12 protein-coding genes, 2 tRNA genes and 1 pseudogene are annotated in these 15,711 nt (G+C 68.6%); 12 read left to right on the top strand and 3 right to left on the bottom strand.

Features of this window, described 5'->3' with window-relative positions; all coding sequences use genetic code 11:
- Positions 1 to 122 precede the first annotated feature (122 nt).
- The 7 genes from gnd to OG936_RS17050 all read left to right on the top strand — a co-directional run bounded on the left by gnd (position 123) and on the right by OG936_RS17050 (position 8,871).
- Positions 123 to 1,001 carry a phosphogluconate dehydrogenase (NAD(+)-dependent, decarboxylating) gene (gene gnd, locus OG936_RS17080; protein WP_266747313.1) on the top strand — a complete coding sequence of 293 codons (879 nt, stop codon included), beginning with the start codon at positions 123 to 125 and terminating at the stop codon, positions 999 to 1,001.
- Between the two features lie 141 nt (positions 1,002 to 1,142).
- Positions 1,143 to 2,273 carry a DNA replication/repair protein RecF gene (recF, locus tag OG936_RS17075; RefSeq protein WP_406495706.1) on the top strand — a complete coding sequence of 377 codons (1,131 nt, stop codon included), beginning with the start codon at positions 1,143 to 1,145 and terminating at the stop codon, positions 2,271 to 2,273.
- 11 nt (positions 2,274 to 2,284) lie between these two features.
- Positions 2,285 to 2,857: a DUF721 domain-containing protein gene (locus tag OG936_RS17070; RefSeq protein WP_406500479.1), complete on the top strand. Its 573-nt coding sequence runs from the start codon at positions 2,285 to 2,287 to the stop codon at positions 2,855 to 2,857.
- Positions 2,858 to 3,260: 403 nt separating this feature from the next.
- Entirely contained in the window at positions 3,261 to 5,366 is a 2,106-nt protein-coding gene (gene gyrB / locus OG936_RS17065; RefSeq protein WP_406495705.1) for a DNA topoisomerase (ATP-hydrolyzing) subunit B, read from the top strand.
- Positions 5,367 to 5,412: 46 nt separating this feature from the next.
- On the top strand, positions 5,413 to 8,037 hold the full coding sequence (gene gyrA, locus OG936_RS17060) for a DNA gyrase subunit A (protein ID WP_406495703.1): 2,625 nt from the start codon (positions 5,413 to 5,415) through the stop codon (positions 8,035 to 8,037).
- 93 nt (positions 8,038 to 8,130) lie between these two features.
- Positions 8,131 to 8,727, top strand: coding sequence for a DUF3566 domain-containing protein (locus OG936_RS17055; protein ID WP_406495702.1), 597 nt, complete (start codon positions 8,131 to 8,133; stop codon positions 8,725 to 8,727).
- Positions 8,728 to 8,797: 70 nt separating this feature from the next.
- A tRNA-Ile gene (locus tag OG936_RS17050) sits at positions 8,798 to 8,871 on the top strand.
- A 226-nt stretch (positions 8,872 to 9,097) separates the two neighbouring features.
- Here OG936_RS17050 and OG936_RS17045 read toward each other — a convergent pair.
- Complete coding sequence (locus OG936_RS17045) at positions 9,098 to 9,469, bottom strand: DUF6344 domain-containing protein (RefSeq protein ID WP_406495701.1); 372 nt, start codon at positions 9,467 to 9,469, stop codon at positions 9,098 to 9,100.
- A 307-nt stretch (positions 9,470 to 9,776) separates the two neighbouring features.
- On the opposite strand from OG936_RS17045, the gene OG936_RS17040 reads away from it, so the two are divergent.
- From OG936_RS17040 to OG936_RS17030, 3 genes and pseudogenes are all read left to right on the top strand, one after another.
- Entirely contained in the window at positions 9,777 to 9,911 is a 135-nt protein-coding gene (locus OG936_RS17040; protein WP_003958712.1) for a DLW-39 family protein, read from the top strand.
- A 235-nt stretch (positions 9,912 to 10,146) separates the two neighbouring features.
- A pseudogene (locus OG936_RS17035) lies at positions 10,147 to 11,473 on the top strand (vWA domain-containing protein); the annotation flags it as partial.
- Between the two features lie 185 nt (positions 11,474 to 11,658).
- Entirely contained in the window at positions 11,659 to 13,095 is a 1,437-nt protein-coding gene (locus OG936_RS17030) for a hypothetical protein (protein WP_406495700.1), read from the top strand.
- Positions 13,096 to 13,148: 53 nt separating this feature from the next.
- Here OG936_RS17030 and OG936_RS17025 read toward each other — a convergent pair whose 3' ends face one another.
- Positions 13,149 to 14,486, bottom strand: a complete 1,338-nt coding sequence (locus tag OG936_RS17025; RefSeq protein ID WP_406495699.1) for a serine/threonine-protein kinase — start codon at positions 14,484 to 14,486, stop codon at positions 13,149 to 13,151.
- An 81-nt stretch (positions 14,487 to 14,567) separates the two neighbouring features.
- Positions 14,568 to 15,116 (bottom strand): DNA-binding protein, encoded by a 549-nt coding sequence (locus OG936_RS17020; RefSeq protein WP_406495698.1) that lies wholly within the window; start codon positions 15,114 to 15,116, stop codon positions 14,568 to 14,570.
- A 171-nt stretch (positions 15,117 to 15,287) separates the two neighbouring features.
- Between OG936_RS17020 and OG936_RS17015 the strand changes: the two genes are divergently transcribed.
- Both OG936_RS17015 and OG936_RS17010 read left to right on the top strand, forming a co-directional pair.
- Positions 15,288 to 15,360 (top strand) — tRNA-Ala (locus OG936_RS17015).
- Between the two features lie 84 nt (positions 15,361 to 15,444).
- Positions 15,445 to 15,678 carry a hypothetical protein gene (locus OG936_RS17010; RefSeq protein ID WP_406495696.1) on the top strand — a complete coding sequence of 78 codons (234 nt, stop codon included), beginning with the start codon at positions 15,445 to 15,447 and terminating at the stop codon, positions 15,676 to 15,678.
- Positions 15,679 to 15,711 lie beyond the last annotated feature (33 nt).

Below are 15,711 nucleotides of genomic sequence, written 5' to 3'. Positions count from 1 at the left end.
CGGTCCCGCATGGACAGTTTCCGACGGGCACGCTCAGCGCCGAGCATGCCCGTCGGTCTGTCCCCGGCCGGGCGTAGGCTCGGCTTTGGGTACGAATCGGCACAACGCTTAAGGAATCTCTGATGGAGCTCGGTCTCGTCGGCCTCGGCAAGATGGGCGGCAACATGCGCGAGCGCATCCGCCGCGCAGGCCACACCGTCATCGGTTACGACCGCAACCCGGACGTCTCCGATGTCCGTAGCCTCGAAGAGCTCGTGGGCAAGCTGAAGGGCCCGCGGGTCGTCTGGGTGATGGTGCCGGCCGGTGCCCCGACCCAGGCCACCATCGACGAGCTGGCCGGCCTCCTCTCGCCCGGTGACATCGTCGTGGACGGCGGGAATTCCCGCTGGACGGACGACGAGAAGCACGCGGTCGAGCTGGGCATCAAGGGCATCGGCTTCGTGGACTGCGGCGTCTCCGGCGGTGTCTGGGGCCTGGAGAACGGCTACGCGCTGATGTACGGCGGCGACGCCGAGAACGTGGCGAAGGTCCAGCCGGTCTTCGACGCGCTGAAGCCCGAGGGCGACTTCGGTTCCGTCCACGCGGGCAAGGTCGGCGCCGGCCACTTTGCGAAGATGGTCCACAACGGCATCGAGTACGCCATGATGCAGGCCTACGCCGAAGGCTGGGAACTGCTGGAGAAGGTCGACTCCGTCACCGATGTGCGCGAGGTCTTCCGTTCCTGGCAGGAGGGCACGGTCATCCGTTCCTGGCTGCTCGACCTGGCGGTCAACGCGCTGGACGACGACGAGCACCTCGACAAGCTCCGTGGTTTCGCCGCCGACTCCGGCGAGGGCCGCTGGACGGTGGAGGCCGCGATCGACAACGCGGTGCCGCTGCCCGCCATCACGGCGTCGCTCTTCGCGCGTTTCGCTTCGCGGCAGGACGACTCCCCGCAGATGAAGATGATTGCCGCGCTGCGCAACCAGTTCGGTGGCCACGCGGTCGAGAACAAGAAGTAGATCGGCGAGAAGCAGGTCGACAAGAAGTTGATCGGCAAGAAGCAGAACACGAAGTAACCGCGACGAGGAGCGGGCCGGGCCGTCAGGTCCGACCCGCATCACGGAGCACGGAGCAGGAAGCCGGGAAGGTCGGCGTACACCATGCATGTGACGCATCTCTCGCTGGCCGACTTCCGCTCGTACGCCCGGGTCGAAGTACCTCTCGATCCGGGCGTCACCGCTTTCGTGGGGGCCAACGGGCAGGGCAAGACGAATCTGGTGGAGGCCGTCGGCTACCTGGCGACGCTCGGCAGCCATCGGGTCTCCTCCGACGCGCCGCTGGTGCGGATGGGAGCGGACCGGGCTGTCGTCCGGGCGGCTGTCACAGAGGGCGAGCGTTCGCAGCTGATCGAGCTGGAGCTCAATCCGGGCAAGGCCAATCGGGCCCGGATCAATAGGTCGTCGCAGGTCAGGCCGCGTGATGTGCTGGGGATCGTACGTACGGTGCTGTTCGCGCCGGAGGATCTGGCGCTGGTCAAGGGCGATCCCGGGGAGCGTCGGCGTTTTCTCGACGAGCTGATCACGGCGCGTTCGCCGCGGATGGGGGGAGTGCGTTCGGACTACGAGCGGGTGCTGAAGCAGCGCAACACCTTGCTGAAGTCGGCGGCGATGGCACGCAGGCACGGTGGCCGGTCGATGGATCTGTCGACGCTCGATGTGTGGGACCAGCATCTGGGCCGGGTGGGTGCGGAGCTGCTGGCGCAGCGGCTGGATCTGATTGCCACGTTGCAGCCGTTGGCCGACAAGGCGTACGGGGATGTGGCGCCGGGCGGTGGTCCGGTGGCGTTGGAGTACCGGAGTTCGGTCGGTGCGGGGGTGGATTCGGCGCGTACGCGTGAGGAGCTGTACGAGCAGCTGATCGCGGCCCTGGTGGAGGTCCGTAAGCAGGAGATCGAGCGGGGTGTGACGTTGGTCGGGCCGCACCGTGATGATCTGCTGCTGGGGCTGCGGGGTATGCCGGCCAAGGGGTACGCGAGCCATGGTGAGTCCTGGTCGTACGCGTTGGCGCTGCGGCTGGCTTCGTACGATCTGCTGCGCAGCGAGGGCAATGAGCCGGTGCTGGTGCTGGACGATGTTTTCGCGGAGCTGGATGCGCGTCGTCGTGAGCGGTTGGCGGAGTTGGTGGCTCCGGGTGAGCAGGTGCTGGTGACGGCGGCGGTGGACGACGACGTTCCGGGAGTTCTGGCGGGGGCGCGGTATGTGGTGTCCGCGGGTGAGGTGGAGCGGCTGTGAACGGCCGTGAGGTGTCCGGGACCGCCGGGACTTCTGGGGAGCCGTCGCAGGGGCGGCCGGTGGAGGGGAAGCAGCCGGAGCCGTCGGGGGTGGATCTGGCGCGGGTGGCGTTGCGTGCGGCGAAGGAGCAGGCGCGGGCGCGTGGTGCCGCGGCGCAGCAGAAGAAGCAGGCCAGGCGGGGTGGTGGGCTGCGTTCGGGGGCGCGGGCGGATGGGCGGGATCCGTTGCCGTTGGGGGCCGCGATCAATCGTCTGATCACTGAGCGTGGCTGGGAGACGCCGGCGGCGGTGGGCGGGGTGATGGGGCGTTGGCCGCAGATCGTGGGTGAAGATCTGGCGAATCACTGTGTGCCGTTGCGGTACGACGAGGATCCGGACGAGCGGGTGCTGACGGTGCAGTGCGATTCGACGGCGTGGGCGACGCAGCTGCGGTTGCTGGCGCCGCAGCTGGTGGCCCGGCTGAATGCGGATCTGGGGCACGGCACGGTGCGGATGATCAAGGTGTTGGGGCCGGGGGGCCCGCAGCGCAGGTTCGGTCCACTGCGGGCGCCGGGGAGCACCGGTCCTGGCGATACGTATGGCTGAGGGCCGTCTGAGCTGGGGTTTTTCGCGTCCTTGAGAGGCGTGGGGGCGTGTTCGGAGGCGGTCGGATTGCGGTGCCGTCTTCTCGGTGGCGCTGTCCGTCGCGTCCATGTTGTACGGGTATGTGGTGGTTGAGGGCGTACGGGGGGGAGTGGGGCGTCCCTCACGGTAGCGAATCGTTGACAGGCCGAAGCGCTTAATGCCCGCGTGGGGCTCTTGGGAGCCCTTCCTGAATATGGGGAGTCGTCAGGCGCTCATCCAGGGCGGCACATGCGTACTCAGGTACCGGCAAACCCCCATTCGTGTCGGCGCTACCGGTAGACTGGTGAACAATCCCGCACCGTCGCGGGAGTCGTCGATACAAGCCGAACGACGCAGCCGCTCCCGACTGTCCGGAGAACGGCCTGTGCTGTGCCAGAAAGGGCGCTTCGTGGCCGATTCCGGCAACCCCAACGAGAACATTCCGTCCACACCCGGTGAGAGCGGCGAGGTGATCGCCTCGGCCGAGGCATCCGCTCCCGGCGAGGTCACCCCCTCGTACGACGCCAGCGCGATCACCGTCCTCGAGGGCCTGGACGCGGTCCGCAAGCGACCTGGCATGTACATCGGCTCGACCGGTGAGCGAGGCCTCCACCACCTCGTGCAAGAGGTTGTCGACAACTCGGTCGACGAGGCGATGGCCGGGCACGCGGACACGATCGACGTCACGATCCTCGCCGACGGCGGGGTCCGCGTGATCGACAACGGCCGGGGTATCCCGGTCGGCATCGTGCCGTCGGAGAAGAAGCCGGCGGTCGAGGTCGTGCTGACCGTCCTGCACGCCGGCGGTAAGTTCGGCGGCGGCGGTTATGCCGTCTCCGGTGGTCTGCACGGTGTCGGTGTCTCCGTGGTGAACGCGCTGTCGTCGCGTCTCTCCGTCGAGGTCCGGACGGACGGTTACCGCTGGACCCAGGACTACAAGCTGGGTGTGCCCACCGCTCCGCTGGCCCGTAACGAGGCCACCGACGAGACGGGTACGACGGTCACGTTCTGGGCCGACGGGGACATCTTCGAGACCACCGAGTACTCCTTCGAGACCCTGTCGCGCCGCTTCCAGGAGATGGCGTTCCTCAACAAGGGTCTGACGATCAGGCTCACGGACGAGCGTGAGTCGGCGAAGGCGACGGCGGGTGCGGAAGTCGCCGAGGTGGCCGAGAGCGCCGAGGAGGAGCAGGTCCGTACGGTCACGTACCACTACGAGGGCGGCATCGTCGACTTCGTGAAGTACCTCAACTCCCGCAAGGGCGACGTCATTCACCAGTCGGTGATCGACATCGAGGCCGAGGACAAGGAGCGTCTCCTCTCGGCCGAGATCGCGATGCAGTGGAACACGCAGTACAGCGAGGGTGTCTACTCCTTCGCGAACACGATCCACACGCATGAGGGCGGCACCCACGAGGAGGGTTTCCGCGCGGCGATGACCTCCCTGGTCAACCGGTACGCGCGGGACAAGAAGCTGCTGCGGGAGAAGGACGACAACCTCACCGGTGAGGATGTCCGCGAGGGTCTGACTGCGATCATCTCGGTGAAGCTGGGCGAGCCCCAGTTCGAGGGGCAGACGAAGACCAAGCTGGGCAACACCGAGGCGAAGACCTTCGTCCAGAAGGTGGTCCACGAGCAGCTGACGGACTGGTTCGACCGGAATCCGAACGAGGCCGCGGACATCATCCGCAAGGGCATCGCGGCGGCCACGGCCCGTGTCGCGGCCCGCAAGGCGCGTGATCTGACCCGTCGTAAGGGGCTCCTGGAGAGCGCCTCGCTGCCGGGCAAGCTGAGCGACTGCCAGTCCAACGATCCGACGAAGTGCGAGATCTTCATCGTCGAGGGTGACTCCGCCGGTGGTTCGGCGAAGTCGGGCCGTAATCCGATGTACCAGGCCATCCTGCCGATCCGGGGCAAGATCCTGAACGTCGAGAAGGCCCGGATCGACAAGATCCTGCAGAACACCGAGGTCCAGGCGCTGATTTCGGCCTTCGGCACCGGTGTCCACGAGGACTTCGACATCGAGAAGCTCCGCTATCACAAGATCATTCTGATGGCGGACGCCGATGTCGACGGTCAGCACATCAACACCCTGCTGCTGACGTTCCTCTTCCGTTTCATGCGTCCGCTGGTCGAGGCCGGGCACGTGTACCTCTCGCGCCCCCCGCTGTACAAGATCAAGTGGGGCCGGGACGACTTCGAGTACGCGTACTCGGACCGGGAGCGCGACGCCCTGGTGGAGCTGGGCAAGCAGAACGGCAAGCGGATCAGGGAAGACTCGATCCAGCGCTTCAAGGGTCTCGGCGAGATGAACGCCGAGGAGCTGCGCGTCACCACGATGGACGTCGACCACCGGGTCCTCGGCCAGGTCACGCTGGACGACGCGGCGCAGGCCGACGACCTCTTCTCGGTGCTGATGGGCGAGGACGTCGAGGCGCGGCGCTCGTTCATCCAGCGCAACGCCAAGGACGTCCGCTTCCTCGACATCTGAGTCGGCCGTACCAGCAAGCCGCCGCTCGAAAGGACTTTGACCAGCAATGGCCGACGAGAACACCCCTGTGACACCCGAAGAGGAGCCGGCCGCCGCCGGCGTGAGCATGCGTGTCGAGCCCGTGGGGCTCGAGACGGAGATGCAGCGTTCCTACCTCGACTACGCGATGTCCGTGATCGTCTCGCGTGCGCTGCCGGACGTGCGGGACGGTCTCAAGCCCGTCCACCGCCGGGTGCTGTACGCGATGTACGACGGCGGTTACCGGCCCGAGAAGGGCTTCTACAAGTGTGCCCGTGTCGTCGGTGACGTCATGGGTACGTACCACCCGCACGGTGACTCGTCGATCTACGACGCACTGGTGCGACTGGCGCAGCCGTGGTCGATGCGGATGCCGCTGGTGGACTCCAACGGCAACTTCGGTTCTCCGGGCAACGACCCGGCCGCCGCCATGCGGTACACCGAGTGCAAGATGATGCCGCTGTCCATGGAGATGGTTCGGGACATCGACGAGGAGACCGTCGACTTCCAGGACAACTACGACGGCCGCAACCAGGAGCCGACGGTCCTGCCGGCGCGTTTCCCGAACCTCCTGGTCAATGGTTCTGCCGGTATCGCGGTCGGTATGGCGACCAACATCCCGCCGCACAACCTGCGCGAGGTCGCGGACGGTGCGCAGTGGTACCTGGAGCACCCGGAGGCCTCCCAGGAGGAGCTCCTGGACGCGCTGATCGAACGGATCAAGGGCCCGGACTTCCCGACGGGTGCGCTCGTCGTGGGCCGCAAGGGCATCGAGGAGGCGTACCGCACCGGCCGTGGCTCGATCACGATGCGTGCGGTCGTCGCGGTCGAGGAGATCCAGAACCGGCAGTGCCTGGTCGTGACGGAGCTTCCGTACCAGACCAACCCGGACAACCTGGCGCAGAAGATCGCCGACCTGGTGAAGGACGGCAAGATCGGCGGGATCGCGGACGTCCGTGACGAGACCTCGTCGCGCACGGGTCAGCGTCTGGTGGTCGTGCTGAAGCGGGACGCGGTCGCCAAGGTCGTTCTGAACAACCTGTACAAGCACACCGATCTGCAGACCAATTTCGGCGCCAACATGCTGGCCCTGGTCGACGGTGTGCCGCGGACCCTGTCGATCGACGCGTTCATCCGGCACTGGGTGACGCACCAGATCGAGGTCATCGTCCGGCGTACGAAGTTCCGTCTGCGCAAGGCGGAGGAGCGGGCGCACATTCTGCGTGGTCTGCTCAAGGCGCTGGACGCGATCGACGAGGTCATCGCCCTCATCCGGCGCAGCCAGACGGTCGAGGTGGCGCGCGAGGGCCTGATGGGCCTGCTGGAGATCGACGAGATCCAGGCGAACGCGATCCTGGAGATGCAGCTGCGCCGGCTGGCCGCGCTGGAGCACCAGAAGATCACGGCCGAGCACGACGAGCTCCAGGCGAAGATCAACGAGTACAACGCGATCCTGGTGTCGCCGGAGCGGCAGCGGCAGATCGTCAGCGAGGAACTGGCGGCGATCGTCGAGAAGTTCGGCGACGACCGGCGTTCCAAGCTGGTGCCCTTCGACGGTGACATGTCCATCGAGGACCTGATCGCCGAGGAGGACATCGTCGTCACGATCTCGCGCGGCGGCTATGTGAAGCGTACGAAGACGGACGACTACCGCTCGCAGAAGCGCGGCGGCAAGGGCGTGCGTGGTACGAAGCTCAAGGAAGACGACATCGTCGACCACTTCTTCGTGTCGACGACGCACCACTGGCTGCTGTTCTTCACGAACAAGGGCCGGGTGTACCGGGCGAAGGCGTACGAGCTCCCGGACGCCGGCCGTGACGCCCGTGGTCAGCACGTCGCCAACCTGCTGGCCTTCCAGCCGGACGAGCGGATCGCCCAGATCCTGGCGATCCGTGACTACGAGGCCGCGCCGTATCTGATCCTGGCCACGAAGGGCGGTCTCGTGAAGAAGACCGCGCTGAAGGACTACGACTCACCGCGTTCCGGCGGCGTCATCGCGATCAACCTGCGGGAGACGGCGGACGGCTCCGACGACGAGCTGATCGGTGCGGAACTGGTGTCGGCCGAGGACGATCTGCTGCTCATCAGCAAGAAGGCCCAGTCGATCAGGTTCACTGCGACGGACGATGCGCTGCGCCCCATGGGCCGTGCCACATCGGGCGTCAAGGGCATGAGTTTCCGCGAAGGCGACGAGCTGCTCTCGATGAATGTTGTCCGGCCGGGTACGTTCGTGTTCACTGCCACCGACGGCGGGTACGCGAAGCGGACTCCCGTCGACGAGTACCGAGTTCAGGGTCGTGGTGGCCTGGGCATCAAGGCCGCCAAGATCGTGGAGGACCGGGGCTCGCTGGTCGGCGCGCTGGTGGTCGAGGAGACGGATGAGATCCTCGCTATCACGCTCGGTGGCGGTGTGATTCGTACGCGAGTCAATGAAGTCAGGGAGACGGGCCGTGACACCATGGGCGTCCAACTGATCAATCTGGGCAAGCGCGATGCCGTCGTAGGTATCGCACGCAACGCCGAAGCCGGTCGTGAGGCCGAAGAGGTCGAGGGGTCCGAGGACACCGAGGCCGCGGCGGCGGGTGCTGCCGAGAGCACGGTCGAGGGCAATGTCGAAGGCACCTCGCCTTCGACCGGGGAGCACGAGGAGTAGAGCGTGAGTGGAGCCACGGGCGCCGGTTCGGCCGCTTCCGGAACTGGAGCGAGCGGTGCCCGTGGCCCTGCCACGGGCACCCAAGGGGGCACTGTGACGGACACCCGGGGGCCTCAGCCCCAGTACGAGGGTTACGCGACCGGGCCATTGCCCGGTGAGCGCGAGCCCGCAGCGGGGCAGGTGGGCGGGCCGTACCACCCGCCGCAGGCGTATCCCTCGCCCGCGGGCGGGACCCAGGGCGGCAGGCCGCACGGCACGCAGGGCACCGGCGCCGCGCAGGCGTCCCGGCTGCCGCGGACGGGGGCGCGGACGACTCCGCGTACCCGCAAGGCGCGACTGCGGGTGGCCAAGGCCGACCCGTGGTCGGTGATGAAGGTGAGCTTCCTGCTCTCCATCGCGCTCGGTATCTGCACGGTGGTGGCGGCGGCGGTGCTGTGGATGGTGATGGACGCGATGGGCGTCTTCGAGACCGTGGGCGGCACGATCAGCGAGGCCACCGGTTCGAACGACAGCGGCGGCTTCGATCTTCAGTCGTTCCTGTCGCTTCCGCGGGTCCTCATCTTCACCTCGGTCATCGCGGTGATCGACGTGGTGCTGGCGACCGCGCTGGCGACGCTGGGCTCCTTCATCTACAACCTGTCGGCGGGCTTCGTGGGCGGCGTCGAGCTCACGCTGGCCGAGGACGAGTAGCGCGCGGAGTATCGATTTTGGGACTGGCCCCGACGTGCGCTAATCTTCAGAAGTCAGCGCGCAGCGCGGCGGGGCTATAGCTCAGTTGGTTAGAGCGCATCCCTGATAAGGATGAGGCCACAGGTTCAAATCCTGTTAGCCCCACAGTGACAACAGAAGGCCCGGTATCTCCTCGGAGACACCGGGCCTTCTGCGTGTGATCGGTGCCGGTACACGCCTGGTGCGGGTGGCGGTGCGGGTACGGGTGGCAGTGCGGGTTGCGGGTGGAGGCGTCGCGTCGGGAAGGGCCGGGCGGGGCGTGGAGCGCGCGAAGAAGCCCCCGTCCGGTGTGAACCGACCCCGGGGGCTCTGTACGTCAGTTGTGCGGCTCTCACGGGGGGAGGAGGGACGCGTCCCCCGCCGGGGCTCCGTGGGTGGCGTGGGCGGTGTTCCTGGATTCCGCGGCGTCCGTCGTGTCGGCGGACAGCTGGCGGGCGGCGGGTGAGGAGCCGTGTGCCTCGGCGCGGATGCGTTGCTTCGTCGTGGGTGGCAGCGCCCTGTCACGCGGAAGGGTCCAGCGGACCGACGGAGTGGTCGCGGTTGCCGCGGTCGCAGCCGTGTGCTCCTGGTTCGTGGTGGTCGGCTCCGGGGTGTTCTGCTCCGTGGCCGCCGCCGGGGTGCTCATGAGCCCCAGTGCGGCGAGGAGGGCGAAGAGGGCGGTGATGAAGGCGGTCCAGAGGTGCTTGGCCTTGAAGGTGCTCATGGCCCCTCGCTTTCGGGTAGTCCGGTTTGCTTACCTTTCCGATGATGTGGATGTGGCCCTGGAATTCGCGGACCGACGCCGCGGATCCGCCGATCTTCGGATGAACACCACTCGTCTGGTGCAACCGGCCTCGACGGGCTTGCACGGGGCGGTCGGCGGGGGCGTGATCTCCGGCGGAGCGATTCCCCGCGTGATCGCTTTTCCCCGGGCGCCAATTGGGTCGCAGGTAGGTCACCGATCGATATCGGCCGGTGTGTATAGTCGGGCGGCAGAAGTCCCCTACGTCAAGGAAAGACGAGGTCGCGCGGTGAAGAAGCTTCTCCTGGTCGCACTGGCCGCCATCGGCGGGCTCCTCGTGTACCGCCAGATCCAGGCGGATCGCGCCGAGCAGGATCTGTGGACGGAGGCGACTGACTCCGTGCCCGCAGGTTCGGGTGTGTGAGACAGAACAGCCTGATTGCGGGCCCCGGTCGCTGAGCGGCCGGGGCTTCGTGCTGTTGCGGGACCGTGGCACCTGTGCTTGTAAGTTCACCTAAGCAAATCAATGGGTTGCTGGAGCAAAAGGGTCGGTTTTTTCGGTCGGGGGGCACGCGTGAGGACACAGGACCACTGCCGCCGCACTGCGGTTGCGGGGGGCATGGATCGGCGGGGCGCTGCTCGCCCTGGTGGCGGGGACGATGCCGGTCGCGGCGGCCACGCCCGGCACTTCGCGGGAGGCGGGTGCCGGTCCGGGCGGCAGCCTGGTCATGGTGCTCGACTCGTCCGGCTCCATGGCGGACGACGACGGTACGGGCGCACCCGGATGGAGAGTGCCCGTACGGCCGTCGGCTTCGTCGTCGACAACCTCCCCGAGGGGTATCCGACCGGGCTGCGGGTGTACGGCGCCGACCGCCCCCGGGGCTGCGCGGACACCAGGCCCGTACAGCCGGCCCGCAGGCTCGACCGGGCGGCCGTGAAGCAGGCCGTGGCGGCCGTGGAGCCCCGGGGTGACACTCCTTGTCGGGCTGTCCCTCCGCAGGGCCTTTGAGGACCTCCCACGGCCCGCGGGAGGGGTCGTCGGTACGCGCACGATCCTGCTGATCTCCGACGGCGAGGACAACTGCGGTGCGCCGCGGCCCTGCGAGGTCGCCGAGCAGCCGGCCCGGGAGGGGACCGGGCTGCGGATCGACACCGTCGGCTTCCAGGTGAAGGGCCCGCCACCGCGAGCAGCTCGAATGCGTCGCGGTGGCGGGCAACGGCCACTACTACGACGCGCCGGACGCCGCCGCGCCGGCCCGGCAGCTGCAACGGGCGTCCCAGCTCTCCGCGGACGGCTACCGGTTCCGGGGCGAGCGGGTCGAGGGGCGCGGTGACGCGTGCGGGGGCGCCCGTGCTCGTACCCGGGCAGTATCTGGACACCATCGGGCCCGGTGAGAAGCGGTACTACGCCGTCGGTCCGGATGCCGTTTCGGCGGCGGACTTCTCGGTGACGGCGGTGCCGCAGCCCGGGGCGGCCGTCGACACGTTCGACGCGCTGCGCACCAGCATCGCGTACGGCTTCAACGACGCCGAGGAACTCGGCCCGGGTGTCTGGCGCGACCGGATCCTTCCGTCGCAGACCCTCTGGTGCAAGGTCCCGGCCGGCTGGGGCCAGCAGGTGCGCTACGACGTGGAGTTCGGAGACGAGCCCACGGTGCGGAGGGCGTCGCCACGTACTCGTACGGCGCGACGCAGCTGTTCACCCCCGCTCGGTTCCCGCTCACCGGTGGCCGCGAGGTCACCCCGAGGACCCTGTACAACGGCCGTCCGTCGGCGGTCGGGATGGGCGGGGTGCCGGTCGCCTGGACCAATCGGTACGAGTACCGCTCCGCCGTCCAGCCCGTGCACGCCGGGGGCGACTTCTCCATCTCGGTGACGCTGGGGGCGGGGCCCGCCGAGATCGCGCAGAACACGCGGATCGGAGTGGTGCTGCGGGTGTCGGTGCTCGGCGACGAGCCGGCCGGCCCCGAGCACCATGCCGCTGCCGCGGCCAAGAAGGCGGACAAGCAAGGCAATTCGAGCGCCGTCGGAGACAGCAGCGGTACGGGCGGGGCAGGATGGACCGGCATTGCGGCCGCTGCCGGGGCGGGCGCCGTGGTGGTGATCGCGGGGTTCGTGTTCGTGCGCGGGCGTCGCGGGCGCGCCGCACAGACGACGAGGGGAAGCGCGTGATGAGGCAGCGCAACAGGGGCCGGGTGGCGCTGGCCGCCGTCGCGGCGATGTGCGCGGCGGCGGCGCTGCCGGGGCAGGCGTACGCGGCCGGGGAGGACACCGCGTACACCTTCGCTCCCGGGGCGAAGACGGTCAGTGGCGCGGAGGTCAGTACCGAGGCGTCGGCGCTCACGCCCGGATCGGTCTACAAGAGCTCGATCAAGCGCGGTGAGAAGCTCTACTACCGCCTGAACCTCGATGCGAAGACGGACGCGTACGTCTCGGCGGTGGCCGTGCCCAGTGACGGCGGCCAGGTCGCCTACGGGGACGGCATCAAGGTCAGTATCAGGGACAGCACGGACCGGCAGTGCAGTTCGCAGGACGCCCGGTTCGAGTCGGCGGAATTCCCGCGTCCGATCGCGGCGTACGCCTACCGGAACGTGGAGAAGGACAGCAGTACCTGTCAGGAAGCGGGCACGTACAACGTCCTGATCGAGCGGGAGAGCAAGGCGACCTCGTCACCCGGCGAGTGGGACCTGGAGCTGCGCCACGAGTCGGAACCGCAGCTGAAATCGGCCGGTTCGATGCCGACCGAGGCACCGGAGAACTGGCCGTCGGCCTCCCCCGAGCCGCCCACCGCCGCCCCGCAGAAGCGCTCCGGCGGTACCAGCTACTACAACGCGACCAGCCTGGACACCGGCGAGTGGCGTGACGACATCGCGCCGGGGCAGACCCGCTTCTACCGGGTGCCGGTGGACTGGGGCCAGCAGATCTTCGTCACGGCCGACCTGAGCAACAACAACGCCTCGGACGAGTACATCGGCAACGCGCTCGCGATGTCCCTGGACAATCCGGCCCACGGCCACGTCGACGACGTGAGCCCGCTGTCGTACTCCGGCAAGCCCACGTCCGTATCGCTGGATCCGCTGCCCCCGGTGGCGTACGAGAACCGCTACACGTCCACCAGCAGCGTCAGCGCCATGCGGTTCGCCGGCTGGTACTACCTGTCGGTGACGCTCAGTCCGAAGGTCGCGAAGTCGTACGGTGACCGGGCGATTCCGCTGGTTCTCAAGATCAAGGTGGAGGGGAAGGCGGAGACGTCGCCGTACGCGGGGGGCGCGGGGACCTTCTCGGTCACGCAGAACGACAGGGACATGGCCAAGAGCGGCCGGAGCGATCCCGAGGCCGCCAGGAGCAACACCATGAGGGCGGTCGGCACGGCCGGGATCAGCGCGGGTGCCGTGTTGGTGCTCGGGCTCGGCGTGTGGACGCTGCTGGCACGGCGCCGCGCGGTGCCAGCCCCGATGGATCCGGCGGCCATGGCGGGTCCGGAGGCTTTCGCGGCTGCGCAGGCTCCGGCGGGACCGGCGGTTCCGCCCGGTTCGAACGGTCCGGCCGCGGGCGGTCCGGGCGGGGGCGGACAACCGCCTTACGGAGGCCCGCCGCAGGCCTGGTAGCCGGGCCGGAACCGCTGCCGCGTACGGCGGCGGGGCTCCGGCCGACGACGCACTCAGCTCTGGGTCAGCGCCCAGACACCCACGGCGAAACAGATCAGCGCCACCAGCAGGACCGGGACCGCCACCTTCGGGGGCGGTCCCGGCCGCTTCTGCGGCATGTGCGCGGCAAACTCTGATCCCGGAGCGGGCACCTGCGGCTGCCCGGCGGTGTACGCCCGGGTGAGTGCCGGCTCGTGGTGCACCGGGGTGGTGGGGGCCTGCGAGGGATCGGGTGCGTGCGCGGCGAACGGGGCAGCCGCGTGCGCCGGGAGCGGAGTGGGAGGCGTGGCTGCCTGTGCCTGCTGGGGCATCGGCGTGGGCTGCTGCGGAGGCGGCGGAAGATGGAAGCTGCCCGTCTCCGACATCGGGACCGGAGGCGCTGTGTAGGGCTGCTGTACGGGGTGCTGAGCCGCGGCGCCGGGCTGTGCGGGTTGTACGGTGTGCGCGTCCTGCACGGCTGTTCTGGGGGGCGTGACCGGTCCGTCGGGTCCGAAGCCGGTGGGCAGCGGCCCGAGTTGGTCGAAGACCTCCACCGGATCGTCGTCGGCGCCGAGCTCGGGCAGCATGTCGACCGCGGCCGTCAGCGCCTTGCGCGCGCCCGTGGCCGTACGGAACCTGGCCTGGGGGTCCGGCTGCAGCAGCCCCGCGAGGACCTGCCACAGCGGCTCGGGAATTCCCTCCGGGGCGCTGGGAGTTCCGTACGCGGCGAAGTGCTCGACGATTGCCTGCGCGTCCGGCTTCTTCCCCTGCAGCAGATACAGCGCCACCAGCCCCACCGCGAACAGGTCCGCGGGGAAGTCGGGCTCCGCGCCCATCATCTGCTCGGGCGCGAAGTAACCCGGCGTTCCCACCACGTAGTTGGTCTCGGTGAGGCGCGGCTCGCCCTTGCGCATGGAGATGCCGAAGTCGGACAGCCGCAGATGCGGCCGCCCGGTGCCGGTGGCCTCCATCAGGATGTTGGCGGGTTTGATGTCCCGGTGCACGACGCCCTCCGCGTGCACCGTCGACAGCCCGGACAGCAGCTGGTCGAGCAGCGTGCAGACGAAACGAGGGGGCAACGGCCCGTAGTCGCCGATGACATGGGCCAGCGACCCGCCGCTCACCAGATCCATGGTGAACAGGACCTTGTCGTCGTCCGCGGCCCAGCTGGCCGGGGCGAGGACATGCGGATGCTCGATCCGCAGCGCCTGCTCGCGGACGAAGCGCAGCAGCGTGTGCGCGTCGCTCTGCTGGAGGACCTTGGCCGCCACATAACGGCGGCGCCGGTGGTCCCAGGCGCGCCAGACGGCGCCGACCCCACCACGTCCGATCGGATCGATCAGTTCGTACCGACCGGCGAAGACCTCACCCATTGCGCTGCGCCCGCTCCCAGTTCCTGTTCCGGCTCGTGCCCGGTTCTCGGGGGTAGTGCCCCAGGGCCCGTCGGGCAGGCCCTAGCTCTGGTGTCCCTCGTAGTGCGCCACCGCGTCCGCGGTGCGCCCCGCGCCGTACACCTTGAGGAACTCTGCCAGCTCCGGGTGGGTCGGGGCGAGGGAGTCGGCGGCATCGATGATGTCACCGGCGGCCGCGACGGACCGCAGCAGCGACTGGATCTCCCGCACCACGCGCCGGACGGTCGGGGCGCCGCCGGAGTGGGAGGTCTGGCTGGTGGCGGTGAGGACGGAGCCGCCCTGGGACTTCTTGACCTCTTCCATGCGGTCGGTGGCCTCTCCCGCGCTGATGCTGCCGTCGGCCACCTGACCGGCCAGTTCCTGGAGCGCCTGGACGCGCTGGACGACCGCGGGATTGCCGATCTTCGCCCGCTGGCCGCTCATCAGCTGGGAGAGCATGGGGGCGGACAGCCCGAGGATCGCGGCGAGCCGGGCCTGGTTCAGGCCGAGATCATCGATCAGCCGGCGGAAGAGCGCCCCGAGAGGCTCTCCGTACCAACTGCGCTGAAGTTCCCGGGCTCTTGCTGTTGCCTCTTGCTGAGCTGCATCCATGGCGCGTCTCCCCTTCGCTGCGGCTTCGCTGCTGCGAACCTCGTCGAGCATCTTACGGAGCGTGGTCGCGGACCGGGAGTCCCTGTCTTTTTGCAAGATTCCGGGGGGTACCCGGTACTCTGGTCTGCGGCGGTCGCCGAGACGTTGAAGCGTCCGGTGCTGTCCGTTTTCGGGGCCTTAGCTCAGTTGGTAGAGCGCTGCCTTTGCAAGGCAGATGTCAGGAGTTCGAATCTCCTAGGCTCCACATCGATAGAAGGGTCCCCTGGACTGCGGAAACGCGGCCAGGGGACCTTTTTGCGTGGCTCGGGGCACTTTTTGTGTTCATGACGTGTCGGGTGAGGGGGCCATCGGTGGCGGAGCGCCCGGCGTCGGCGTGGGTACCGCGGGCCGTCCCGCCCAGGGTGCGATCGACCGGCCCCTGGCCGTTCCGGTCGGCGTCCCGGAGCCGGCCGGCGTGCTGCGGGGAGGGAGGATCGCCCGCGCACTGCCCACGCGCGATCTGAACTACGCCCTGGTCATCACCCTGTTCGCCCTCGCGCCCTACCTCGCTCTGCACAGCTGAACAGGGGGCCTCATCCGCCGCTGACGGCCGTCA

Source organism: Streptomyces sp. NBC_00846 (genome assembly GCF_045207325.1).
Lineage (GTDB): Bacteria > Actinomycetota > Actinomycetes > Streptomycetales > Streptomycetaceae > Streptomyces.
Note: the sequence above shows the minus strand (reverse complement) of the source record. Positions and strands in the feature narration are given on the sequence as shown.